At 72.5% G+C, this 23,634-nt stretch carries 24 protein-coding genes and 1 tRNA gene; 11 read left to right on the top strand and 14 right to left on the bottom strand.

Features of this window, described 5'->3' with window-relative positions:
• The first annotated feature begins 264 nt into the window (after positions 1–264).
• Entirely contained in the window at positions 265–936 is a 672-nt protein-coding gene (locus ACGFRF_RS29610) for an O-methyltransferase (RefSeq protein WP_393745075.1), read from the top strand.
• A gap of 19 nt (positions 937–955) precedes the next feature.
• Here ACGFRF_RS29610 and ACGFRF_RS29605 read toward each other — a convergent pair whose 3' ends face one another.
• Complete coding sequence (locus ACGFRF_RS29605; RefSeq protein WP_393745073.1) at positions 956–1,348, bottom strand: hypothetical protein; 393 nt, start codon at positions 1,346–1,348, stop codon at positions 956–958.
• A 124-nt stretch (positions 1,349–1,472) separates the two neighbouring features.
• Here ACGFRF_RS29605 and ACGFRF_RS29600 point away from each other — a divergent pair, with 124 nt between their 5' ends.
• Positions 1,473–1,907, top strand: a complete 435-nt coding sequence (locus ACGFRF_RS29600; protein ID WP_393745071.1) for a DUF1992 domain-containing protein — start codon at positions 1,473–1,475, stop codon at positions 1,905–1,907.
• Here ACGFRF_RS29600 and ACGFRF_RS29595 read toward each other — a convergent pair.
• On the bottom strand, positions 1,896–2,825 hold the full coding sequence (locus ACGFRF_RS29595; protein WP_393745069.1) for a hypothetical protein: 930 nt from the start codon (positions 2,823–2,825) through the stop codon (positions 1,896–1,898). The two genes, ACGFRF_RS29600 and ACGFRF_RS29595, sit on opposite strands and share 12 nt — an antisense overlap.
• Positions 2,826–2,830: 5 nt before the next feature.
• Positions 2,831–3,514: a hypothetical protein gene (locus ACGFRF_RS29590; protein ID WP_393745067.1), complete on the bottom strand. Its 684-nt coding sequence runs from the start codon at positions 3,512–3,514 to the stop codon at positions 2,831–2,833.
• Between the two features lie 244 nt (positions 3,515–3,758).
• On the opposite strand from ACGFRF_RS29590, the gene ACGFRF_RS29585 reads away from it, so the two are divergent.
• Positions 3,759–4,280 (top strand): GNAT family N-acetyltransferase, encoded by a 522-nt coding sequence (locus ACGFRF_RS29585; protein ID WP_393745065.1) that lies wholly within the window; start codon positions 3,759–3,761, stop codon positions 4,278–4,280.
• On the opposite strand, the gene ACGFRF_RS29580 is transcribed toward ACGFRF_RS29585, so the two are convergent.
• Positions 4,264–6,303 carry a DHA2 family efflux MFS transporter permease subunit gene (locus tag ACGFRF_RS29580; protein ID WP_393745063.1) on the bottom strand — a complete coding sequence of 680 codons (2,040 nt, stop codon included), beginning with the start codon at positions 6,301–6,303 and terminating at the stop codon, positions 4,264–4,266. The genes ACGFRF_RS29585 and ACGFRF_RS29580 overlap by 17 nt on opposite strands.
• A gap of 130 nt (positions 6,304–6,433) precedes the next feature.
• Here ACGFRF_RS29580 and ACGFRF_RS29575 point away from each other — a divergent pair, with 130 nt between their 5' ends.
• On the top strand, positions 6,434–7,444 hold the full coding sequence (locus ACGFRF_RS29575) for a peptidoglycan-binding protein (RefSeq protein ID WP_393745061.1): 1,011 nt from the start codon (positions 6,434–6,436) through the stop codon (positions 7,442–7,444).
• A gap of 209 nt (positions 7,445–7,653) precedes the next feature.
• Here ACGFRF_RS29575 and ACGFRF_RS29570 read toward each other — a convergent pair whose 3' ends face one another.
• Both ACGFRF_RS29570 and ACGFRF_RS29565 read right to left on the bottom strand, forming a co-directional pair.
• Entirely contained in the window at positions 7,654–8,310 is a 657-nt protein-coding gene (locus ACGFRF_RS29570) for an HAD-IA family hydrolase (RefSeq protein ID WP_393745059.1), read from the bottom strand.
• A gap of 158 nt (positions 8,311–8,468) precedes the next feature.
• Positions 8,469–9,050: a TMEM165/GDT1 family protein gene (locus ACGFRF_RS29565; protein ID WP_393745057.1), complete on the bottom strand. Its 582-nt coding sequence runs from the start codon at positions 9,048–9,050 to the stop codon at positions 8,469–8,471.
• A gap of 379 nt (positions 9,051–9,429) precedes the next feature.
• Here ACGFRF_RS29565 and ACGFRF_RS29560 point away from each other — a divergent pair, with 379 nt between their 5' ends.
• A complete protein-coding gene (locus tag ACGFRF_RS29560) occupies positions 9,430–10,074 on the top strand; it encodes an HNH endonuclease family protein (RefSeq protein ID WP_393745055.1) in 645 nt (214 codons plus the stop codon).
• Between the two features lie 163 nt (positions 10,075–10,237).
• On the opposite strand, the gene ACGFRF_RS29555 is transcribed toward ACGFRF_RS29560, so the two are convergent.
• The gene (locus ACGFRF_RS29555) at positions 10,238–10,852 is read right to left on the bottom strand and encodes a DedA family protein (RefSeq protein ID WP_393745053.1); all 615 of its coding nucleotides are present in this window, start codon (positions 10,850–10,852) and stop codon (positions 10,238–10,240) included.
• 312 nt (positions 10,853–11,164) lie between these two features.
• Complete coding sequence (locus ACGFRF_RS29550; protein ID WP_393745051.1) at positions 11,165–11,395, bottom strand: DUF2277 domain-containing protein; 231 nt, start codon at positions 11,393–11,395, stop codon at positions 11,165–11,167.
• 93 nt (positions 11,396–11,488) lie between these two features.
• On the opposite strand from ACGFRF_RS29550, the gene ACGFRF_RS29545 reads away from it, so the two are divergent.
• Together ACGFRF_RS29545 and ACGFRF_RS29540 are read left to right on the top strand one after the other, a co-directional pair.
• On the top strand, positions 11,489–12,388 hold the full coding sequence (locus ACGFRF_RS29545) for a ketopantoate reductase family protein (RefSeq protein ID WP_393745049.1): 900 nt from the start codon (positions 11,489–11,491) through the stop codon (positions 12,386–12,388).
• Positions 12,389–12,578: 190 nt separating this feature from the next.
• The gene (locus tag ACGFRF_RS29540; RefSeq protein ID WP_393745047.1) at positions 12,579–12,917 is read left to right on the top strand and encodes a hypothetical protein; all 339 of its coding nucleotides are present in this window, start codon (positions 12,579–12,581) and stop codon (positions 12,915–12,917) included.
• Between the two features lie 57 nt (positions 12,918–12,974).
• Here the strand turns inward: ACGFRF_RS29540 and ACGFRF_RS29535 are convergent.
• Positions 12,975–13,046 (bottom strand) — tRNA-Val (locus ACGFRF_RS29535).
• A gap of 345 nt (positions 13,047–13,391) precedes the next feature.
• Here ACGFRF_RS29535 and ACGFRF_RS29530 point away from each other — a divergent pair.
• The 3 genes from ACGFRF_RS29530 (at position 13,392) to ACGFRF_RS29520 (ending at position 15,797) form a co-directional block, all read left to right on the top strand.
• On the top strand, positions 13,392–14,786 hold the full coding sequence (locus ACGFRF_RS29530) for a hypothetical protein (RefSeq protein WP_393745045.1): 1,395 nt from the start codon (positions 13,392–13,394) through the stop codon (positions 14,784–14,786).
• Between the two features lie 129 nt (positions 14,787–14,915).
• The gene (locus ACGFRF_RS29525) at positions 14,916–15,521 is read left to right on the top strand and encodes a DUF4383 domain-containing protein (protein ID WP_393745043.1); all 606 of its coding nucleotides are present in this window, start codon (positions 14,916–14,918) and stop codon (positions 15,519–15,521) included.
• Between the two features lie 57 nt (positions 15,522–15,578).
• Positions 15,579–15,797 carry a zinc ribbon domain-containing protein gene (locus ACGFRF_RS29520; RefSeq protein WP_393745041.1) on the top strand — a complete coding sequence of 73 codons (219 nt, stop codon included), beginning with the start codon at positions 15,579–15,581 and terminating at the stop codon, positions 15,795–15,797.
• 84 nt (positions 15,798–15,881) lie between these two features.
• Here ACGFRF_RS29520 and ACGFRF_RS29515 read toward each other — a convergent pair whose 3' ends face one another.
• Genes ACGFRF_RS29515 through ACGFRF_RS29505 form a run of 3 tightly spaced genes read right to left on the bottom strand, consistent with a single transcriptional unit; the run spans position 15,882 to position 20,411 of the window.
• A complete protein-coding gene (locus ACGFRF_RS29515) occupies positions 15,882–16,712 on the bottom strand; it encodes an HAD family hydrolase (RefSeq protein WP_393745039.1) in 831 nt (276 codons plus the stop codon).
• The gene (locus ACGFRF_RS29510; protein WP_393745037.1) at positions 16,712–19,222 is read right to left on the bottom strand and encodes a phosphoribosyltransferase; all 2,511 of its coding nucleotides are present in this window, start codon (positions 19,220–19,222) and stop codon (positions 16,712–16,714) included. Before ACGFRF_RS29510 ends, ACGFRF_RS29515 begins: the two co-directional genes overlap by 1 nt.
• A gap of 22 nt (positions 19,223–19,244) precedes the next feature.
• Entirely contained in the window at positions 19,245–20,411 is a 1,167-nt protein-coding gene (locus ACGFRF_RS29505) for an HpcH/HpaI aldolase/citrate lyase family protein (protein WP_393745035.1), read from the bottom strand.
• A 175-nt stretch (positions 20,412–20,586) separates the two neighbouring features.
• On the opposite strand from ACGFRF_RS29505, the gene ACGFRF_RS29500 reads away from it, so the two are divergent.
• On the top strand, positions 20,587–21,378 hold the full coding sequence (locus tag ACGFRF_RS29500; protein ID WP_393745033.1) for a TerD family protein: 792 nt from the start codon (positions 20,587–20,589) through the stop codon (positions 21,376–21,378).
• A gap of 105 nt (positions 21,379–21,483) precedes the next feature.
• Here ACGFRF_RS29500 and ACGFRF_RS29495 read toward each other — a convergent pair whose 3' ends face one another.
• Both ACGFRF_RS29495 and ACGFRF_RS29490 read right to left on the bottom strand, forming a co-directional pair.
• Entirely contained in the window at positions 21,484–22,221 is a 738-nt protein-coding gene (locus tag ACGFRF_RS29495) for a Tellurium resistance (protein WP_393745134.1), read from the bottom strand.
• Positions 22,222–22,363: 142 nt separating this feature from the next.
• Positions 22,364–23,503 (bottom strand): DUF475 domain-containing protein, encoded by a 1,140-nt coding sequence (locus ACGFRF_RS29490; RefSeq protein WP_393745031.1) that lies wholly within the window; start codon positions 23,501–23,503, stop codon positions 22,364–22,366.
• Between the last annotated feature and the right edge of the window lie 131 nt (positions 23,504–23,634).

Raw genomic sequence — 23,634 nt, 5'->3', positions numbered from 1 at the left:
GGGCCTGAGGCCGTGTGCCGGGTGCGGGCGCGCGGGGACTGATCGCGCGCTCCCCGCGCCCCGGGAGGTGCCGCCCGCCGTACTGCCCGCGGCCGCGGGCAGTCGTACCGCTCGGGGCGATCCGGCGGCCGGTCATTCCCCCGCCGCCGATGCAGCCCCCGCCGCCGCTCTCCCCGTCCGCGCCGCTCGGCTGAGATGATCGAGGTACCGAGGTGGGCAGGGCCGAGGAGCCTCGGGACGACACTCGGGAAAGGCAGCAGGCGCATGAGCGGGTCGCAGCTCTGGGACGACGTCGACGACTACTTCATCAGCCACCTCTCTCCGGACGACGAGGCGCTCCGGGCGGCGCTGCGGGAGAGTGAGGCCGCCGGGCTGCCGCCCATCGGCGTCACGGCCGCGCAGGGCAAGTTCCTGCAACTGCTCGCCCAGGTGCAGGGCGCGCGCACCATCCTGGAGATCGGCACGCTCGCCGGGTACAGCACCATCTGGCTGGCCCGTGCCCTGCCCGAGGACGGCAGGCTGATCTCGCTGGAGTACAGCGCCAAGCACGCCGAGGTGGCCGTCCGGAACATCGCCCGCGCGGGCCTGGAGCGGATCGCCGAGGTGCGGGTGGGCCCGGCCCTGGAGTCGCTGCCCAAGCTCGCCGACGAGAACCCCGCCCCCTTCGACCTGGTGTTCATCGACGCCGACAAGGCCAACAACGGGCACTACGTGGAGTGGGCGCTGCGGCTCACCCGCGCGGGCAGCCTGATCGTCGTGGACAACGTGGTGCGCGACGGCCGGATCGCCGACGCGAGCAGCGCCGCGCCGGACGTGGTCGGCACCCGTGCCGCGATCGAACTGATCGCCGATCACCCCAGGTTGAGCGGTACCGCCATCCAGACGGTCGGCCAGAAGGGCTACGACGGCTTCGCGGTGGCCCGCGTGCTGGGCTGAGCCCGTCCGCGGGCCGCGCTCACACTTCGTGGTAGAAGCCCACGTTGACGCTGTGCGGCGCCGTGCGGTCCTGGACGACGATCTCGCCGGAGCCGCCGTGCGGGAGCGGGACGGTCGCGCCGTAGCCGATCGGCTGCGCGTACTCGCCGATGGTCAGCCGCACTTCGGACGCCGGGTCGGCCTGGGAACCGCGCAGCCAGGTCAGTTGCCAGCCGCCGTCGGGGCCGCACAGGAACTCCAGGTGGACGCGGGAGACGAAGAGCCAGTCCTCGGGGGTGACCAGCCGGCACACGGAGGCGTCGCGGCCGACCCGCAGCACGGCGCCGGGTTCGCTGGGTGCGTCGGCCATCGTCATGCCGGCCGTGGCGCCCGCGTCGGCGCCCGAGACGGTGGCCATGGTGAGTTCGAGCACGCGTGTTCCCCCTGAAGCAGTGAAGCGGCTGCAGCGTCCGAGAGTTCCTGAGCGGTGGCCGGATCGCCGTACCGCCGCCGCATGATAAAACGCCCGGCGGGGTCGCGTCCGGCACAATGGGTTCATGACCGAGCGAAAGCCACCGGGTGTCCCGTTCGAGTCCTGGGTCGACAAGCAGATCCGCGACGCGCAGGCGCGCGGTGAGTTCGAGCGGCTGCCGGGGGCGGGCGAGCCGCTGCCCGCGGAGCTGGACTCCGGCTACGACGAACTGTGGTGGGTCAGGCGGAAGATGGCCCGCGAGGGGCTGGCCGTGCTGCCGCCCGCGCTGGCCCTGCGCAAGGAGGCCGAGGACGCGCTCGAGGCGGCGTACGCGGCGCCCTCGGAGCGGATCGCCCGGAAGATCATCGAGAACGTCAACGTCAAGATCCGCGACATGATGTTCAAGCCGCCGCCCGGTCCCCCGCTGGGGAAGAAGCCGTACGACGTCGAGGAGGTCGTGCGGGCGTGGCGGCAGCGCAGGGCTGCCGCCACGGGGGACGGGCCGGGGTCAGCTGTGTAGCAGGCGACCGGCCAGTTCCCGGTAGTCGCGCAGGGCGAGCCGAAGTTGCTCGGTGTCGGTGTCCGAGCCGGGCCCGCGTTCCTCGGTGCCCTCCCACGACCTGCGCAGGGTGCGGCGCCGCCGGGTCACGGCCTCGCTGAACCGCGCGGCGATCTCCTCCAGCGTCCGATCGGCCTCCTCGACCGCACCCAGGGGCTCGTCCACGAACCCGGCCACCACCTGCCGCATCCGCTCCTCCCAACGATCCGTCTCGTCGTGCGCGAGGAGGGGGGCGGCGGCCCCGGAGGAGGATCCGGGCGCTGCCTCGCCGCCGGTACCGGAGGGGGCGGGGGCAGCCGTCGCGCCGCCAGTGCCGGAGTAGGCGGGGGCAGCCGTCTCGCCGCCGGCTCCGGGTGCGCCGCCGGGGGCCGTCGTGCCGCCGGATGCGGCGGGGCTGCCCGGTGCCGTCGGCCAGGTGTCCGCCGCCCGGGACTCGGTCGTACCGGCCTCACGTCCGGCGACGTCACCCGTGGAGGCGGCGCCCAGCCCGTCGTCCGGCATCCGGCGCCTCTCGGACACCTGCGCCTCATCGCCCGTACCGCGTGTGCCGGGCGTCTCCGCGCCCAGGTCCTCCGTGCCGGGCGCCAGGCCCTCGGAGCCGTGCGGCAGGTGGTGTCCTCCGGAACGCGATCCCGCGGCGGCCCCGGTCGCCCCCGGAATCCGGCCGCCCGAGCCCTCGCCCGGAGTCCGTCCCGTGTTCTCGTCCAGCCTGTTCCCGCCCCGTGTCGGTTCGCCGGGCAGCCGCTCCTCGGGGCGGGCCTCCCTCGGTGCCCGGTGGCCCGGTGCCGGGTCTCCCGGTACCCACTCGTCGTCCGGCGTGCGCGGGAAGCGCCCGGTGGGGTACCGCTCGTCGCCGGAGCCGGTCGTCTGGTCCGTCATGACGCTCAACTCTCCTTCGGTCGGCTCCTGTGCGTGGCCCACGGCGCATGGGAGCGCTCGCGGGAACGGGTACCGGAGGCGGCCGGGGGCCCGGCCGTGCCGGAGGCCGCGCGGTGCCGGCCGGTGTCCGTGCCGGGGCTGGTCAGGTCGTCGAAGAGGGCGCGGGCCCCGACCAGGGCGGTCCGCATCTCCTCGGTCCCGGCGCCGTTCTCGCTCACGCCACCGCCCGCCCCGGCGCGGGCCATCCGGTGCACCTGCCGGTAGCCGTCGACGTGGTCGGCGTGGTGCACGGACAGCGCGGCGAGCTGCTCCTCGTACTCCCTGCCGTCGGGGTAGCCGCGGACGGCGGCCAGCTCCGCGAGCAGCCGGTCGGCCTCGGCCACCGCCTCCCGGGGTGAGTCGACGAAGCGTTCCTGGACGGCCGTCCAGCGGGCCTCGTACCGCTCCCGCTCGTCGCGGTCCAGCGGCCGTTCCCGTAGGTCACCGTGGTGTTCGACGCGCTCGGCCAGCTCCCGCTCGGCGGCCTTGGTGTCCCCGTCGTGCAGGGCGACGGTCCGCTCGTACTCGGGTCCGAAGCGTCGCTTGAGGCTGGGCCCGCCGCGCCGTGCGCGGCCGAACGTCAAGGCGGCGGCGCCGACGACCACGACCGCCGCGATCACGATCAACAGAATGATCAGGCCTGTGGACATTGTTGCCTTCCGATCGGACCGGCCCCGCTGGCCGGTTCCTCCTCCGGGTGACCCGGAACACAGGCGACAAACGGCGGCCGGATCCGAAGGCGTACGGTCAGTGCGCGAACCCGCGCGGTCCGGTCACGTCCTCGCCGAGGTCGGACGTCGGCCTCCGGTATTCCTCCCGGCCCCGTTCGGCCGGGGGCGGGATCACGGATATCCGGTTGCGAACGGTGGGCGACGGCGCTCGAGAATGGCCGGCATGACGTGGACCATCGCCCCGGAACCGTACGGCTCCCCGGTCGCCGCCGCGCTGTGGCGGGCGTACTACACGGAGGTCAGCGACCGCTGGTACCTGCTGCACGAGGGGCGCCGCACCGAGCCCGACGAGCTGGAGCGGGAGATCGCGGCCCGGCCGGGGGACGAACTCGCACCGCCCACCGGGCAGTTGCTCGTCGGGCGGTACGACGGGGAGCCGGCCGGCTCGGCGGGCGTACGGCTGCTGGACCCGGACACGGCCGAACTCACCCGGGTGTTCGTGGTGGAGGGTATGCGCGGCAAGGGCGGCGCCGCGCTCCTCGTGGCCGCCGCCGAGGAGGAGGCCGCCCGCGCCCTCGGCGCCCGGCGGATCATCCTGGACACCCGCTCCGACCTGGTCGAGGCCCGCGCCCTGTACGCCCGCCTCGGCTACACCGAGACGGGCCCGCACAACGACGACGTCTACGCCGAACACTGGTTCCGCAAGGAGCTGCCGGCGACCAAGTCCCTCAACCCGCCTTCGTGACCGTACCGTTGTGCGGCCGTTCGCGTTCGGCGCCGCACAGTTCGCCGGTGAGTTCCCTGACCAGTTGCGTCAGGTCGGTGGCGCGGCCCGGCTGCCACCAGTCGCCGAGCAGCTCGGCCAGGGACTCCTCCCGGGCGTTGGCGAGCCGTTCGGCGACCTGGCGGCCGGAGTCGGTCAGCACCAGGTCCAGGCCCTCTCGCTGGGCGAGGCGCCGTTCCTCGACCTGGCGGGCGGCGGCCATGACCGCCTGGAGCGGGACAGGGGTGCGCTCGGAGAGCACGGCCGGCTCGACGGAGCCGTACCTGCGGATGCGCAGCAGCAGCCAGCTGGCCGCGGGCAGCAGGTCGTAGCCGGCCCGTTCGGTGATCGTCCGATAGATCTCGCGGCGGCCCTCCCGGGTACCGAGCACGGACAGTGCGCGGCACACCTCGTCGTAGGAGGAGCGTTCCACCGGGTTGGGCGGGATGGTCTCGGAGGCGTCGGGCGCGGTGACCGAGCCGCGCAGCCGGTCCTCCTTCAGGAACCAGGCCAGCAGGAAGCCGAGCAGGGCGACCGGGACGGCGTACAGGAAGACGTCGGTGATGGCGGACGCGTAGGCGTGCAGCGCGGCCGGGCGCAGCGCGGGCGGCAGCGCGGCGATGCCCCGCGGGTCGGACTCGAGCGTGTCGGCGCTCACGCCGGGCGGCAGGCCGACCCCGCGGAAGGCGTCGGCGAGCTTCTCACCGAGGCGGCTCGCGAAGACCGTGCCGAAGATGGCGACGCCGAAGGAGGCGCCGATGGAGCGGAAGAAGGTCGCGCCGGAGGTGGCGACGCCCAGGTCCTCGTAGGAGACCGCGTTCTGCACGATCAGCACCAGGACCTGCATCACCAGGCCCAGTCCGAGGCCGAAGACGAAGAAGCAGGCGCTCATCTGTGCGGTGGAGCTGTGCTCGTCCAGCCGGTGCAGCAGGAGCAGTCCGATGGTGGTGACGGCCGTTCCGGTCAGCGGGAAGACCTTCCAGCGGCCGGTGCGGCTGACGATCTGCCCGGAGACGGTGGAGGACAGCAGCAGGCCGAGCACCATCGGCAGCATGTGCACGCCGGACAGGGTCGGGGAGATGCCGTGCACCACCTGGAGGAAGGTCGGCAGGTAGGTCAGCGCGCCGAACATGGCGAAGCCGACGATGAAGCTGATGACGGCGGCGAGCGTGAAGGTGCGAATGCCGAACAGCTTGAGCGGCAGGACCGGTTCGGCGGCCCGGCGCTCCACGGCGGCGAACGCCACGGCGAGCAGGACGCCCAGCACGGCGAGCCCGATGATCTGTGCCGAGTCCCACGCCCAGGTCGTGCCGCCGAGCGAGGCGACGAGGACCAGGCAGGTGGCGACCGCGGCGATCAGGAAGGTGCCGAGGTAGTCGATGACATGGCGGGAGGTGCGGCGCGGGATGTGCAGGGCGGCGGCGATCACGGCGAGGGCCACGACACCCACCGGCAGGTTGATGTAGAACACCCAGCGCCAGCTCAGATGCTCGGTGAACAGCCCGCCGAGCAGCGGCCCGAGCACGCTGGTAGTGCCGAAGACCGCGCCGAACAGGCCCTGGTAGCGGCCGCGTTCGCGCGGCGGCACGAGGTCGCCGACGATCGCCATGGACAGCACCAGCAGTCCGCCGCCGCCCAGTCCCTGCAGCGCCCGGAAGGCGATGAGCTGGGGCATGTCCTGCGCCGTGCCGCACAGCGCCGAGCCGATCAGGAAGATCACGATGGCCGTCTGGAACAGCCGCTTGCGGCCGTACTGGTCGCCGAGTTTTCCCCACAGCGGGGTCGCGGCGGTCGAGGCCAGCAGATAGGCGGTGACCACCCAGGACAGGTGCTCGAGGCCGCCGAGGTCGCTGACGATGGTGGGCAGCGCGGTCGACACGATGGTCTGGTCGAGCGCCGCGAGCAGCAGCCCGAGCAGCAGGGCGCCGATCGGGACGAACACGCTGCCCGGAACGTGTTCGCCGCCGCTCACGCCCTTCGCCGTGCCGTGCGTGTCCAGGGCCATGGAGTCCTCCCGGGGCTCGAGTGCACCTCTTCCATCGTGATCGGTGTCACCCGTTATGGCCTGTCGAGTCCTGCGGATGTGGAGGAAATCCGCATAGTCTCTGAAGTTCGTGAGGGGAGGGCACGAACACGTGAGTGAATCCGAGGGCCGCACCTGCCCGGAGTGCGCAGCGCCGCGGGGACCGGACCACACCCCGACGTGCGACTGCACCGAGCGAGCGGCGCAGGCCCTGCGCGCGGCGCGCACGGCCGAGGCGGCAGCGGCGGATGACTTCGATCCCCTGCGGATACGGCCCTACGTGGACGTCGAGCCCGGTACGGCACCCCCCGCACCCGAGGCGCCGCCCGACGCGCAGACCCGCCCGGTGCCGGCCGTCGAAGTCACCCTGCCGCTGCGCGCGGCGACCGGGCCGGACACGGCCGACCTGCGGATGTTCGGCGCCCACGGGACGGACACGCCCGGTACGGCGGCCGAGCCGGGGACGGCAGTCGAACCCGGGACGGCGGTCGAGCCCGGCACGGTGGAGTCCGCGGTCGGCGGGCGCCGCCGCCGGTCGCGGCGCACGGTGCTGCTGACCGTCGCGGGAGCGGGCGTGGCGGTCGCGGCGGCGGCCGGTTTCGCCGGCGGGCTGTTCTCGTACCACACGCCGTCCCGTGACCGGGCGGCCGAAGAGGTCAGGCAGAGCGTCCCGGACGTGACCACACCCGGCCCGGCGTCGCCGTCGGCACCGGGGGCGCCGGCCCCGTCCCGGTCGCCCGTGCAGTCCCCCGCCACGTCGGCCGCCCCGAGCCCGTCGTCCTCGCCGTCGTCCTCACCGAGCCCCTCGGCGTCCCCCAGCCCGTCCCCTTCCACCTCCGCCACCCCGTCACCCGTGACGGTCCCGCCGACCCCGACCCCGACAACCACGCCCGCCGTCGCACCGGTGCTGCGGCGGGGCGACTTCGGCCCGGAGGTCGCCGACCTCCAGCGGCGGCTGCGCCGGCTGAACCTCTACGGCGACCGGATCAACGGCGTGTTCACCCGCCCGGTCGAGGACGCCGTACGCAACTACCAGCTGGCCCGGGGCGTCCGGGGCGACGACCTGGGGGTGTACGGCCCGGCGACACGCAAGAGCCTGGAGGCGGAGACGCCGGACCCGTAGGGGCTCCGCCCCGCCGGACGACGTGCGGCCGGAGAGCCTGCCGGATACGGCTCGTTCCCGGCCGTCGCGCGGCCCCCCGGCGGCCTTCGAGTGGCTGCACCGGGCCGGCCTCAGGGGCGCGGGGAACTGCGCGGGCAACCCACCACGCACCCGCACCCGCACCCCATCCCGTCGGACCCGCACCCGGTGAACCCGCCCGGATCGCCCCGTCAGCCGACGTGCAGCCGGATCGTCCCGTCGGCCAAGGCCTCGACGGTCACCCGCGTCAGGTCCTCCACGACGGCGTCGGGGCCGTGGGCGCCGGCGCGCGGCCCGACGCCGACGACCCGCATCCCCGCGGCCCGCCCCGCCGCGATACCCGCACCGGAGTCCTCGAAGACGACGCAGTCGGCCGGGTCGACACCCAGCTCGGCCGCGCCCTTGAGGAAGCCCTCGGGATCGGGCTTGCTCGCACCCACCGACTCGGCGGTGACGCGGATCTCGGGCAGGGGCAGCCCGGCGGCGTTCATGCGAGCGGTGGACAGAGGGACGTCGGCGGAGGTCACCAGGGCGTGCGGGAGATCGCGCAGGGAGGCGAGGAAGGCACGCGCGCCGGGGATCTCGACCACGCCGTCGGTGTCGGCGGTCTCCGCGGCGAGCATGCGGGCGTTGTCGGCGAGGTTCTGCTCCACGGGCCGGCCGGGCAGCAGGACGGCCATGGAGGCGTGCCCCTGCCGGCCGTGCACGACCTTCATCACCTCGTCGCCGTCCAGCCCGTGCCGCTCGGCCCAGCCCCGCCAGATGCGCTCGACCACGGCGTCCGAGTTGACGAGGGTGCCGTCCATGTCGAGCAGGAGGGCGCGGGCGGTGAGGACGGTGGCCGGCATCGGCAGCTCCAGGAGGGAAGAAAAAGGGAAAAGGCGGCCCCGCTCGCCGGTCAGGGAAAACGAGCGGGAGCCACTTTGTTCCTCCACGGTACAAAATCGGGAGCGGATTCCGCCAGCACCTCCCGGCAGGGTTCACCCACTGTTCGCCCCGGCCGGGCTCAGCCCGCCACGGCCTCGTACAGGCTCCACACACCGAGGCCCAGCATCAGCAGCGCCGCGATCTGCGTGATCAGTCGCAGCGGCACCCGCTTCATCAGGGCCTTTCCGCCCACGATGCCGAGCCCGGCGACCGCCCACAGCCCCAGCACCGCGCCGAGGCCGACGGAGATCGGGTCGTCGTAGCGGGCGGCGAGGTTGGCGGTCATGATCTGGGTGAGATCGCCGAACTCGGCGACAAGGATGAGCATGAAGCCCGTACCCGCGACCTTCCAGAAGGACTGGTCGGCGGGCTTCTTGATCTCCTCCTCGTCCTCGCCCTTCTTCAGCAGCAGCATCGCGGCCCCGCCGAGGAAGAGGACGCCGGTGAGGGCGTGCACGATCTGCTGCGGCAGCAGGGTGAGCACGCTGCCCGCGGCGACGGCGAGCACGACGTGCAGCAGGAAGGCTGCGGCGACACCCGCGAAGACGTAACCGGCGCGGTAGCGGGTGCCGAGTACGAGACCGGCGAGCGCGGTCTTGTCCGGCAGCTCGGCCAGGAAGATGACGCCGAAGACGAGCGCCGTCACGGTGATGCTGATCAAGGTTCCTCAATCGGTCGGGCTGCCCCACCGAGAGTGCGGTACGTCACGCGATGACACCTCGGCACGGCAGCGCACGGGGCGCCCGTGCCGGGGGCACGGGCGTGCACTGCTTGCCGAAGGTCTCGCTGGCGGACCTCGATGAAACCGGGTCCGCCTCCGGGCGCCGGCTCAGGCTGGCTGAGCAGTATGTCGACGGTCCGGCGAAGAGCTACTCCCCTTCTGCGCGCCCCATCGTACGGGATGTGAAAGTTCGGCCGCGAACCTTGTCGTGTCATGAGCACGTCACTAGCTTCTTACCGAGCGCTCACCCGACGGCAACACGGCCCCGCGAGCATTCCCTCGCTCGCGCCCAACACCCCCACCCCACAAGGGAGTTCCCATGCCGAAACTCTACGCGCGTCGACGGCTGAGCATACTCGCGACCCTCACCGGCCTGATAGCCTCCGCCGCCCTGTTCAACTCCCCGAACGCCTCCGCCGCCCTGCCCACACCGGTCAGCGCCGCCACCGCCCGCAGCTACCTCTCCCAGCTCACCGTGGCCACCGAGAACCGCACCGGCTACAGCCGCGACCTCTTCCCGCACTGGATCACCATCAGCGGCGCCTGCAACACGCGCGAGACGGTCCTGAAGCGGGACGGCACGAACGTCGTCACCGACTCCTCCTGCGCCGCCACCAGCGGCAGCTGGTACTCCCCCTACGACGGCGCCACCTGGACGGCCGCCGCCGACCTCGACATCGACCACCTGGTCCCGCTGGCCGAGGCCTGGGACTCCGGGGCGAGCAAGTGGACCACGGCCCAGCGCCAGGCCTTCGCCAACGACCTCACCCGGCCCCAGCTCATCGCCGTCACGGACAACGTCAACCAGGCCAAGGGCGACCAGGACCCGGCCACCTGGATCCCGTCCCGCTCGGCGTACCTCTGCACGTACGTCCGCGCCTGGGTGCAGGTGAAGTACTACTACGACCTCTCCGTCGACTCCGCCGAGAAGAGCGCCCTGACGAACTACCTGGCGAGCTGCTGAGCGTTTCGGCCCCGCCGGTGAGCACCGCGGGGCCTGCGGCCGCACCTCGTCCGCAGGCCCGTCGCGGCTGGTCCCGCCCACGCGGCGGAGCCGTGCGACGCACACCGCCCCGCGCCCCTGGGTGGCCGCGGCGGCCGGCGCCCGTGGCGCACCGAAACTTTCGTCAGGAGGCCGGCCGCCGGCGCATCAGGAAGCCCGCCGCCGTCCCCGCCGCGCACAGCGCGGCCACCGAGACGGCCGTGGCCAGCCAGGTCGCGCCCAGCCACTGGGCGCCGAAGTAGCCGAGGGCGACGCTGTAGGCGGCCCAGGACAGCCCGGCCAGCGCGGACCAGGGCAGGAAGTCGCGGGCGCGGCGGTGGGCGGCGCCCGCGCAGAAGGAGACGACCGAGCGGCCGGCCGGGGCGAACCGGGCCAGCACGACCAGCGCGCCGCCGCCCCGGGCGAGCGCGCCGCCGAGACGTTCCTGCGCGGTGGTCAGCCGTCGGGAGCGGGCTATCGCCCGGTCCAGGCGCTCCCCGCCCCGCCAGGCCAGCCGGTAGGCCACCAGGTCACCGAGGACCGAGGCGGTCGCCGCGGAGAGGATCAGGGCCAGGATGTCCGGCACCTCGTGCGGGACCTGGCCCGCCGCCGCGCCCGAACCCGCCGCCGCGGCCGTGCCGGCCGTGATGACGAGCACGCCGCTCGGCAGCACCGGCACGAACACGTCGAGGAGCACCGACAGGGCCACCACGGCATAGATCCACGGTCCGGCCGCAAGCGACCCCACGCTCTCGAACACGACGACTCCCCACTGCTCCCCCGTTGACAGCCATACAGCGTACGCCGGGGGTGTGACAGTTGGTTGCGCGGGGGCTCGCGGGAGTCCCGGTGCTCGGACGGACCGCTGCGGGCTGCCGTGCAGGTCAGACCGCTGTCGTTGCCGTAGGGGCGAGGCGGTTGCCCTTGCCGTGCGGGTAACGCCGTTGTCGCTGCCCGCGTCCCTGCCTGCCCGGTGCCCCGCGCGGAGGGGTCTTTACCCGGTGCCGCGCGCGTGGTCCTCACCCGGTCCCCGCGCCCGTGGTCCTCACCCGGTCCCCCGCGCGTATGGCCGTTACCCGGCGCTCCGTGCCGAGTGGCCCCGTACCTCCAGCCCCCCGAGCAGTTCCGCCGTGGCCCGGGCCACGGCGTCCACCGCGCGGTCGAACACCTCGCGGTTGTGGGCGGCGGGGGCCCGGAAGCCCGAGACCTTCCGTACGTACTGCAGCGCGGCGGCGTGGATGTCCTCGTCCGTGGCCTCATCGGGCAGCACGGGCGGTCGCAGCGTCTTGATACTCCGGCACATGCCCCCAGTCTCACGCACTCCACCCGTCCCTGCGATGATCCCGTCGAAGGCGGCCACCGAGTCCCGGGGCCGACCATCGAAAGGAACAGCCTCATGGCGAACCGGCACACCGTGGCCGTCCTCGGCCCCGGCGGCACGGGCGGCCTCCTCGCCGCCCTCCTGTCCCGCTCCGGCCACCGCGTCGTCTGCCTGGCCCAGGAGGGCACGGCGGACACCCTGCGCCGTACCGGGATCACGGTCCGCAGCGCGCAGTTCGGCGACTTCACCGCCCCCGTCGAGGCGGACACCGAACTACGCGAACCGGTGGACACCTGCCTGATCACCGTCAAGCACACCGCCCTCGGCGCCGCGCTCACCCGGATCCCGCCCGCCGCCCTGGGCGACGCCCTCCTCGTACCGCTCCTGAACGGCGTCGAGCACCCCGCCACCCTCCGCGCCCGCTACCGCCCCGACCGGGTCGCCCCGGCCGTGATCCGCGTGGAGTCCACCCGCCTCGCACCGGGCGTGATCGAACACGGCAGCCCGTTCACGGAGATCGACCTCGCCGGGGACGGCGTCCCCCACGCCCGGCTCGACGCGCTCGCCGCCGTCCTCACCACCGCCGGCACGACGGCCCGCGTGGTCGGCGACGAGACGGCCGCCCTGTGGGCCAAGATGGCGTTCCTCGCCCCGTTCGCCCTGCTCACCACCCGGTACGGCCTGCCGCTCGACGAGACCCGCACCCACCACAGGGACGAACTGCGGGCGCTGGTCGCCGAGACCACCGCCGTCAGCCGCGCCTGCGGCGCCCCGGCCGACCCCGCCCAGGCCCTGACCCGCTACGACGCCTTCCCGCCCGGCGCCAAGTCCTCCATGCAGCGTGACGCGGAAGCGGGCCGGCCGCTCGAACTCGACGCCATCGGCGGAGCGTTGCTCCGCGCGGCCGAGCGGCACCGCGTGCCCGTACCGGTGACGGCACGGCTCGTACGAGAGCTGCGGGACGCCGGGCACTGACCACTCGCCGACACCACCACCGCCCTGACCTCGCCGATCAGTGATCGCGGGCAAGAGCCCGGGGGTCAGGGCGGTCGTCTCCGGGCGGCTTCGCGGCGAACAGCGCGGCGCACCACTCGTTCGGCTGAACGTCCCCCGGACCTCACGAACGAACTCGCCACTCAAAATCGAACAGGCGTAGCATTGCCGCGTGGCTACGACCTATGAATTCCCCAGTGACCTCCTCGCCGGTCAGGAGGAGCTGCATCAGGTCCGGGCCGAGTTGTCGGCCCTGCTCAAGCGGCTGCCCTGGTCGGTCGAGCCGATGGACGGTTTCAGCGACGACACCGGCTGGCGCAAGGTGGAGCGGCCCGCGTCCCCCGGCTGGACGGCGGACGAGCAGGCCGAGGTGGAGAAACTGCGGCGCCGCGAGCACGAACTCGCGGTGTTCGTCACCACGCACCGCTTCTGGGCCGAGATCGCGGCGGCGGACCGCATGGAGGCCCGCTCGCGACTCAAGCACGCCCACGAGGGGGCGGCGGAAGAGTAGCGCCGGAGCAGGGGCACGAGAACGGCCCCCCGGAGACGTCTCCGAGGGGCCGACCGGTGGGCGCGGACGGTTTCGAACCGCCGACATCCTGCTTGTAAGGCAGGCGCTCTACCCCTGAGCTACGCACCCTGAACACCCGGGCCGCGAACCCAGGTCGAATCGACAGACTACCTTGCCGTGGCCGGTGCACCGCAAACCGCCGACGACCACACCCACCGGCCCCGCGCGGGGCCGGCCATCAGGTGCGGGCGCCCGCCACCCGCCCGCTCCCGGTAGGACAACGAGCCGATGCGGGCCGGACAGCGAGCCGATGCCCGGTCGGCGTACCGCGGGACGACGGAGCCCGCACAAGGTGTCCGCCCGGTCCGCGGACGGCAAAGTCACGGTGCGTACCGCGAACTGACCGGCCCGTGTGTTCGTCTTCAAGTGGGAGAATGGCTCCACCCAGGGCGAAGCACAGCACGGGAGAGGGATGTGACGGCGACACCGGGCACGCCATCGACGCGGCCGTACTCGCCGCCGTCCGCCGCACGGGCCCGCTCCGGGTCCACGGCCCTGCGGGACGCCCTGACCCTGATGACGCTGCCCGCGCTGGCCGCGCTCGGACTGTCGGCCGCGTTCGCCGGCGGAGGTACCCGGCGCTGGTTCGGAGGACGGGCGGAGAGCCAGCGGGCGGAGGCGCAGACCGCGAAGGACGCCGCGGCGGCCGCGTTCTACGAACTGGACACCGCCCAGCGGGACATGCGGATCTCCATCGAGACCATCACGGCCGTGGACGACTCCCCCGCCGCCCGGCGCGCCGTCTCCGACTTCGAGGCGCTCGGCCGGCGCATCGACGAGGTCAGTCAGCAGTACATCCAGGCCGTCGACGCCCATGATCTCGACCGGGACGATCTGGAGGCCGCGACGGCCGCCCGGGCGCGTTCGGAGCTGACCGCCGCCAAGGACGAGTTGGTCCGGGTCAAGCAGGAGCTGGACCGGTTCGGCAGCTCGCTCGGGCCGCTGCTCGGCACGGCCGAGACCCAGCTCGCCCGGCTGGCGCCCGCCGTGGAGCGGGCCCGGCAGTCGCTGCTGGCCGCGAGCAACGCCCTGGACGCCGTGCGGGAGCAGGGCCTCAGGGCCGACGATCTCGCGGCCCGGCTGGCCGCCCTCTCCCCGGAGCTGACCAAGCTGAACCAGGGTGCCGGGCAGCACGGGGTCGCACCGACGCTGGAGCGGGCCGAGAGGGTGCAGCGGGAGGCCGGGGCGATCCGGGCCGAGGCCGACCGGTTGCCGCAGAAGGCGGCCGAGATCGACCACCGGTTGGTGTCCCTGCGGACCAGGGCGCAGGCGCTGACCACCCGCGCCGGGCAGGTGGAGCCGGTGCTGAGCGAGCTGCGCCGCCGGTTCGTGGCCGCCTGCTGGCAGGATCTGCAGCACGTGCCTGACCAGGCCGCGGAGAACGTACGGCAGGCCGAGCGGAAGCTGCGCGAGGCCCAGGTGGCGCGGGACGCCCAGCGCTGGCCGGACGCGACCGCGCTGCTGTCGACCGCACGGGCCCTGCTGAACACCACGGACGAGGCCGTCTCGGCCGCCGGGGAGCGGCTGCGGCGGCTGAACGCGGTGCAGAAGGATCCGCACGCGGAGATCGAGCGCACCCGGTTCGCGATCCGGGACGCCCAGCGGCTGGCCATGACGGGGCGTACGACCCCGGATCCGCGGCACGCCCGGCCGCTGGACGACGCGGTGGCCCGGCTGGAGCGGGCGATCGGCACGCTGGAGGGCCGGCACCCCGACTACTGGCACTTCCTGGCCGAGACGGACGCGGTACGGCAGACGGTCACGCAGGTGGTGGCGCAGATCCGCGAGGAGCGCGGCGCCGGGCATTAAGGCCCTACCGCAGTGGGGAGCACGGGGTGCCGGTCGCCGGGTGCGAGCCGTGCGTGTTGCCGGGTGGGGCCGGACAGGCGGATATTGAGATGGACGCATGGCCTCCGCTAGCGCCCCAGGGAGGCGGATATGGCCACACACGCAGCGCACACGAGGGACGCCGAGGAACGGTCGCGGATGCGGCTGGACGACCATCTGCCCGCCGACCACCGGCTGAACAAGGTCTATCGGATCGGCGCCGGCCTGATCGGCGCGTTCCTGCTCGCCTTCGGCATCCTGGGCCTGATCGATCAGATCGGCTACTTCAACACCGGCGGTGACACGGTCGTCGGGCTGAACACCAACGGCTCGCTCAGTGTGCTGTCGATCTGCATCGGGCTGCTGCTACTGGTCGGCATGGTGATCGGCGGAAACTTCGCGTCGACCCTGAACATGGTCCTCGGCGTGCTGTTCCTGCTGAACGGCTTCCTGTTCCTCGGCCTGCTGGACACCGACAGCAACTTCCTGGCGTTCAAGATCCAGAACGTGTTCTTCAGCTTCATCGTGGGTCTGCTGCTGATGACCTTCGGCATGTACGGCCGGGTCGGCTCGTCCCTGCCGCACGACAACCCGTACTGGCGGGCTCGTCACCCGGACGCCGTGGAGCACCAGCAGAGTGAGCACGAAGCGGGCACGCCGCCGGCCGACCGGGCACTGCGCGGCTCGCGGGACGCGCACCGGCCGGACCTGGAGTGACGGCGCAACCGGCCGTGGGCCCTGGGGACAGGAGCCGCGGCCGGTTAGTCTGTGCCCATGCCTCGCTACGAGTACCGCTGCCGGACCTGCGGCGACACGTTCGAACTGAGCCGTCCCATGGCGGAGTCCTCCGCCCCCGCCGACTGCCCGGCGGGCCACGACGACACGGTGAAGCTGCTGTCGACGGTGGCCGTGGGCGGCAAGTCGAGCGCCGCCCCCGCCCCGCAGACGAGCGGAGGGGGAGGCGGCTGCTGCGGCGGCGGCTGCTGCGGCTGACCTTCGGACAGCGGCCGACGGGCGTTGGCCGACGGGTGTTGCGTACGCCCGCTGACCAACAGGCGTCGGCCGACACGCGTCGGCCTACCCCCGTCGACCCGTCTCCGGCGCCCCCCGCGTCGCTCTCAAGAACTCGCGGACGATCCGTTCCCCGGCCAGTACCCCCCGCTCCGGCAGCGCGCTGATCTGCGGGGCGGTCCAGTCGGTGTCGGCCAGTTCGCCGTGGCCGGGGCGCCAGCCGCGGTCGGCGGCGAGGAGCAGGTCGGCGTCGAGGAGGGAGTCACCGGCGGCCAGCGTCAGCTCCGCACCGCTACGGCGGGCGACCTCGCGCACGGCGGCGCTCTTGGTGAGCGGCTTCGGGACGGCGTAGATCTTGCGCCCCTGCAGGGAGACCGTCCAGCCCCGGTTCTCCGCCCACACCGCCAGCTCCTTGACCCATTCCTCGGGCAGCAGCTCGCGCTCGACGACGAGGTAGGCGAACAGGTCCTCGGCCACCCGGTGCTTGCGTACCCAGACCGGATCGGCGGACCGGAGCAGATGCTCGCGGACCTCGTCCAGCGGCGCGCACTCGTCGGCGAGCCTCGCCTGCACGGCCGCGTGCCAGTCGGTGTCGGTGACGCCGTCGACCAGCAGGTGGCCGCCGTTGGCGCAGATCGCGTACTTCGGGGGCGGGCCGGGCAGGTTGATGCGCTGGTACTGCTTGCGCGTCCGGGTCGTCGTGGGCACGAAGACGGCCGTGTCGCCGAGGTCGGTGAGCAGCTGGGCCGCGGTCTCCGTCATGTAGGAGAGCGGCTTGGCCTCGTGCACCTCCACGCACAGCAGCCGGGGTGCCCGCGCGTCGGGCATGGTCAGCGCGAGGGCCGCCGAGGAGTAGATCAGCGTACGGTCGAGGTCGCTCGCCACCAGCACCGGCATCAGACGTTCACCGCCTTGCCGTCGGCGCCCGTGGCGCCCCGCGTGTACTTGGGGTGGATCAACCCGACGCAGGTGTACGGCAGTTCGCCGACCTCCTCGACCGGCACCCCGCGCTGCTCGGCGAGCAGCCGCACGTGGTCCAGGTCGGCGCCGGCCCCTTCGCGGGCGAGGATCTTCCACGGCACCCGGCGCAGCAGTACCCGGGTGGTCTCGCCGACGCCGGGCTTGACGAGGTTCACGTCGTGGATGCCGTACTCCTCGCTGATCCGCTCGACGGCCCGCCAGCCCGCCCAGGTCGGGGTGCGGTCCTCGGCCATCAGCTCCTTGAACGCCGAGTCGACGGTGTCGGCGACCTCCGGGAAGCGGGCGGAGACGGCGTCGAGGAAGGCCACGGAGACGTCGGCGCCGGCGAGTTCGCGGTAGAACTTGGCGCCGTGGAAGTCGTCCGGGCCGACGAGGTCGGCGCGCAGCACCGTACGGGAGATCAGGCCGGAGACGGTCGAGTTGAGGCAGGCGGAGGGGATGAGGAAGTCCTCGCGGGTGCCGTAGGTGCGTACGCAGGAGCCCGGGTCGGCGAGGACGGCGATCTCCGGGTCGAAGCCGGTGACGCCCTCCTGAGCCTCGAACTCCTCGATGGCCTGGGCGAGTTCGCGGGTGATGGCGCCCTTGCCGGTCCAGCCGTCGACGAAGACGACGTCCCGGGGATCGTGGTGGGCGGCGAGCCAGCGCAGCGCGTTGGCGTCGATGCCCCGGCCGCGGACGATCGAGACGGCGTAGTGCGGGAGGTCGAGACCGTGCCGGAACTGGGCCCAGCGGCGCATGAGGATGCCGACCGGGGTACCGGCGCGGGCGAGGGAGACCAGCACCGGGCGCGGCGACCGCTCGGTGATCACGGTCTCGGTGACCACGCCGGCCGCCCGGGCGATCCGCGCGGCCGAGGTGTCGAGGGCCGCGTGGAACAGCTCCTGGTACCGCTCGCTGGGCTGGTACTCCACCGGCAGCGACTCGGCGTAGTGGGCGCCGCCGCTCTGGATGGCCTCCTCGCGCTCCTCGGTCGGCGCCTCCAGGGTGACGTCGGAGAGGTCCTGCAGCAGCCAGCCGACCTCCTCGGGCGCGTACGAGGAGAATGCGGGGCCGCGGAGGGGCTCGGGCAGCATGGCCGGCCTTTCGGGAGCGTGCGGGGGCGCGGGGACGTAGGACGGGACGACCGCGAGCAGGACGTGCGGGACGTGCGCCGCGAGACGGGCCAGCAGGCCGTCGGGCGCGTGCAGCGCGGGCGTGTCGGCGAGGGAGTCCACGACGGCGACCACCGTGTCGAAGCCGGCGCCCGCGACGTTGTAGGCGTAGCGCTCTCCGGGGCCGTCGGCCGGGTCGTCGTGGGCGGGGAAGACCAGGCGGGTGCGTATCGCGTAGCCGGGGTCGTCGAGGGAGAGGACGGGTGACCGGGTGGTGGTGGAGAAGCGCACCTCGGCGTCCGTGACCCGCTCCAGCTCGTGGGCCAGGCGCAGCGGGACGTACATCAGCTCCTCGAAGCCGAGGACGAGGACGCGGCCGGTGCCGGCGGGCAGGGCCTGGGCCGTTCGGGCGGCCAGGCCGGGCAGCTCGGCTTCCAGGCGGGCCCGGTGGGCGGGCGTGAACCCGTGCCGGCCGCCGTCGGGGAGGCCGGGGGGCCAGTGGAGGTCGACGCGGGCGATGTCCCCGCTGTGGTGAGGGTGCGCCGCTTCAGGGGCGTGGGGAACCGCGCGAACGGCCACATCGCACCCGCAGCCGGACGACGGCGCCCCGTCGGCGGACGCGTACCGCGCCACCAGCTCCTGCCCCTTCTCCAGGACGCCTTCCGGCAACCGCACCGTGCCCGACGCCGTGGCGACCACGTCCACCCGCGCGCCGATGTCCTCGGCGAACCGCCGGAGGCGCTCCGTGTCCTCGGGCGAGCGCATGTCGATCAGGGCGACCACCACATACCGTCGGCGCGGATACCGTTCGTGCAGGTCACGGATGGTGTTGAGCACCGTGTTACCGGTGGAGAACTCGTCGTCGACCAGGACCAGCGGCCCGTCCCCGGCCAGCAGGCCGGGGTCTTCCGGCAGCAGCAGATGCGACGTGGCGTGGGAGTGGGACTCCTCGAAGCCGCCCGCACGGGCGACGCCGGGGACCGGCCGGCGCGTGGAGTGCAGATACGGTGCCGTGCCGAGGCCGTCGGCGACGGCGTGGCCGAGCCCTGTCGCGGTCTCCGCATAGCCGAGGACGACGGCAGTGGCCGTCTCCGCCTCGCCGAGCAGCGCGGCGACCCGGCGGCCCAGGCGGAAGCCGTGGCCGTAGACCACGGAGGGTGACTGGGGGACGTGCTTGCCGAGCACGTTCGAGACCAGCAGGTGGGCCCGCTTGGGGTTGCGCCGCAGCGCGAGCCCGAGCAGGGCAGGCAGCCCGTCGTCGCCCACGAGTTCGACCCCGAGTCGCTCGGCGACCCAGCTGCCGGACCAGACCCCGTCGTTCACTGCGTTCTTCATGCGTTCCTTGGATTGGGAAGGGTCAGCCGGGTATTCCGGCGGCGAGCAGCTCCACGAAGCCGACGTCCTCGTTGGCGACGCCGAAGGCCTCGGCGCGCAGCAGGGTCCGCTCGGCCCAGGCGCGGTGCGGTTTCACCTCGTTCATCTTGTTCGTATAGGCCGACCGGAGTACACCCCCGCCGCCGCGTTCCGGCCGCAGGATGTCCTGGGCGTCGCTGAACTCCTCGTGGCTGACCACGGACAGCGCGTGCACGGGCAGGACGTGGGAGGGATGGATGCAGGTCTTGCCGAGCAGGCCGTTGGCCTGGTCGAGGGAGATCTCCCTCAGCAGTCCGTCCATGGCGTGCTCGATGAGCTTCTCGCGCAGCTCGACGGCCTGCACCTCAAGGAAGGGGCTCTGCCTCAGCTGTGGCTTGAACATGCGTTCGGGGACGCGGAAGTACTCCCACACGGGCCCGGTGACGGTGAACCCGGTGCCGTCGGCCCGGCCGAGCATGTTCACGACGTCGGCGATCACGGAGGCGACGACCTGGACGTCGTAGGCGGTCATGTCGGGGGCGCGGCGCAGGCCGTAGGAGGAGCAGAAGTCGGTGACGCCGAGGCGGAGCGCGAGGACCCGGTCGCGGTACTTGCCGACCGCGCGGGAGATGCCCTCCAGGGTGTCCACGCGGCTCTCGCGGTACAGCAGCTCCGGGGATTCGAGGACCGGCATGGCGAAGAGCCGCCGGCCGCTCGCGGTCTCGGCGGTGGTCAGGGCCTCGAGGAAGGGGATGCCGCGTTCCTCGGTGAACTTGGGCAGCACGAATCCGGACAGCAGCCGCACGGTCGGGCCGAGGCGTCGTACGAGGTCGGGGATCTGCTCGGGGGTGCGGACCCGGATGAACAGCAGGGGCGGTTCCGCGTCGGGCCGGGCGTCGAGGTCGGCGAACTGCCGGACGAGGTTCTCCTCACCCGCCACGACGTCCGCGTCGTCGATCGAGTCCTCCAGGCACAGCACCATCGAGACCACGCCGTGTGCGGCCTGCTTGACGATGTCGTCGGCGAGCCGGGGCCGGGTGGCCGGGCTGTACAGCGTGGCACCCAGGGCCGCGGACAGCAGCCGGGCCGGGGAGTCGGCGGTGAACGCGCACGGCTCCTGGTGGAAGAGGCGCTGCCGCACCTCGGGGACGATGTGCCCGAAATGACGCATAGGACTCCCTCAGGGGTGCGAGCCGAGCCTGTGGATTCGGTAAAGGGTGGCCGGTAATAGTACGTGGAGATCCATGTCGAGGGTTCCCCGCGGGCATGAATTCCCGGTAACTCGCCCATGTCGGCCCCGGCACCCCGCATTGTCGTGAGCAGGACCGAGAGGGCAGGATGACCGCATGACGCACGCGATGCTGAAGGGGTCGAACGTCCCGCTGGAAGCCACCACGGTACGCGCCGTTCTGCGCTGGACGCCCGGGCAGGGGGTTCCGGACGTGGACGCCTCGGCGTTGCTGCTGGGCTCCGACGGCCGTGTGCGCTCCGACGAGGACTTCGTCTTCTACAACCAGCCCCGGCACCCTGCCGGAAAGGTGTGGCGGCTCGGCAAGAAGCGCGTCGCCGAAGGTCTGACCGACACGATCCAGACAGACCTCGCCGGTGTCGAGCCGGGCGTCGGGCGCATCCTGCTGGTCGCCTCGGCGGACGGCGTCTCCTTCGACCGGGTGCCGGCCCTGACGATCCTGCTGTACGACGCGGCGGTGGCCGACGGGGAGCCGCTGGCCCGGTTCGACATCAAGCCGGAGACCGGCGCGGAGACGGCGCTGATCTGCGGCGAGCTGTACCGGCGCGGGGAGGGCTGGAAGTTCCGGGCGCTGGGCGAGGGCTACTCGAACGGGCTGAAGGGCCTCGCCACCGACTTCGGCATCTCGGTGGACGAGTCGGAGGTGGAGGAGGAGCGGCGCGCGCCCGAGACGGCGTCCCAGCCGCTGCCTCCGGAGCAGCCGACGTCGGCGGTGCCGCAGCAACCCGCCTACGGCTATCCGCAGGCGACCTCTCCTCACGCGGGGTACGGGTACCCCCAGCCGGGGCCCGCCTACGGGTATCCCCCGTCCGCGCCGATACCGGTGCCGGTGGCACTGGACCCGAATTTCCGGTTGCCGCCGCAGGGACCGCAGTTCATCGGGCGGTAGGGCGCGCCCACCGGCTCGGGGCTCGGGCCGGCACGGCGGCCGCGGGTCGTTCCTGGTCGATCGAGCGGTTCCCCGCATCCCTTCGGCGCGCTTTCCTCGGGGCGTCTAGCGGTCCGCCTTGGCCTTGTAGCCACGGCCCCACTGCAGGCCCCATCCGTACAGGCGGTCCAGTTCGCCCTGGAAGCCGTACACGAACTTGACCTCGCGGCGGACGATCAGTTCGCCCTTGATGTTCTCGATCATGACGACCGCGCAGGAGCGGGCCTGGGGATGGCGTTCGTCCAGGCCTATCTCGATGCGCGGTCCGTTGCTCGGGTAGAGCGTGACGATCGCGTGGGTACGGTCGAAGGCCGGCGTCTGGTCGTAGATGTAGACGAAGACCAGCAGCCGTTTGAGGGCGTCCCGGTGGTCGAGGTTGACGTACATGGTCTCGCCGGACGCGGAGCCGAACCGGTCGTCGCCGCTGAGCTTGATGTACGGCGGTGCGTTGACGTCGCCGAGGTAGCCGCCGAGCGGCTGGACGACGCCCTTGGTGCCGTCGGCCAGCTCGTACAGGCAGCCCAGGTCGAGGTCGACGTTGACCATGCTCTGCCCGTGTCCGAGCACCTCCGGCGGCTTCAGGGCCTTGAAGGGATGGCGCAGCAGGCTCGTGCGCTGGGCACCGTCGAAGTCGGAGGTCCGCATCCGCCAGGTGAGGTTGACGCGCAGATGGCCGGTGGCCGCGTCCTGCTTGGTGAGCGACACCGCCTGGTGCCGCCTGGTGAGTTCGATGGCGTTGCTCGAGGCGCTGCCCGAGTCGAAGTCGGCAGCGCGCCCGCCCAGCAGCCCGTCGAAGAAACCCATTCCCGCCCCCAGGTACTCGTTCATCACGCCGTCGGGCGGCCGACCACGTCGGCCGCCCCGAACGAAGCGTTCCTCACCCGAAGGGGTACCACACCCCGTCACGCCCCGGATCTGCCCCGTAGGGGATCCGGGAGGGTCCGGGTCAGACTCCCGAGGAGACCTCGGCCTTCTCGTCGGTGCCCTCACCCGCTGCCGCGAGGGCGCGGTTGCGGCGGACGGAGGACCAGAAGGACCAGGCGATCAGGACGACGCCGACGAGACCGGTGATGACCTCGTTGATCTCGTACTGGATCGTGATCATGAGGATCACGGCCAGGGCGCCGATGGCGTAGTGGGCGCCGTGCTCCAGGTAGACGTAGTCGTCCAGGGTGCCCTGGCGGACCAGGTAGACCGTCAGCGAACGGACGTACATCGCGCCGATGCCGAGGCCCAGCGCCATCAGGACGATGTCGTTGGTGATGGCGAAGGCGCCGATCACGCCGTCGAAGGAGAAGGACGCGTCCAGGACCTCCAGATAGAGGAACATGAAGAACGCGGCCTGACCGGCCAGGACGACCGCCGATCGCTGCTTGCCGCTGCGGGCGGCCTCTTCCTCCTCCTCGTGCTCGCGCTCCTCCTCTTCCTCCAGCTTGTCCTCGAAGTAGCCGGACAGGCCGCCGACGATCATGTAGGTGATCAGGCCGGCGATGCCGGCGATCAGGACCGTCTGCGCCTTGTCGGCGTGGGCGCCGCCGTGCTGGTGGGCGTGGGCGGCGAAGGTGAAGGAGGTGATCAGCAGGACGATCAGGGAGATGCAGACCGACAGCATGTCGACCTTGCCGAGCTTGGCCAGGGGCCGCTCCAGCCAGGAGAGCCACTTGATGTCGCGGTCCTCGAAGATGAAGTCGAGGAAGATCATCAGCAGGAACATGCCACCGAAGGCGGCGATCGCCGGGTGGGCGTCGGTGACCAGCTCCTGGTAGCGGTCCTTGTTGTTCAGGGCGAGGTCGACGGCCTCGATGGGGCCCATCTTGGCGCTGATCGCGACGATGACGACAGGGAAGACCAGCCGCATGCCGAAGACCGCGATGAGGACGCCGACCGTGAGGAAGATCTTCTGCCAGAAGGCACTCATCTTCTTCAGGATTCCGGCGTTGACCACCGCGTTGTCGAACGACAGCGAGATCTCGAGGATGGCGAGGATCGCCACGATGCCGAAGGCGGTCCACCCCCCGTAGAACGCCGCCGCGACCAGACCGAGCGCGGTGACCGCGAACGACCAGCCGAAGGTTTTCAGAAGCACTGGCTACCCAATCGTGTGTTGGGGGTGCCCCCAGACGAAGTCTGAGGGAGGGTCTCCCCCGCGCCGTACTCGGCTTTGCTAAATGTTGACCACGAGTCTAGAGGGGCACCCTACCGGCGGTACCGGCCAGG

This window comes from Streptomyces sp. NPDC048521 (genome assembly GCF_043199855.1).
Lineage (GTDB): Bacteria > Actinomycetota > Actinomycetes > Streptomycetales > Streptomycetaceae > Streptomyces.
The sequence above is the reverse complement of the archived record's forward strand: the minus strand, read 5'-3'. Positions and strand labels throughout refer to the sequence as shown.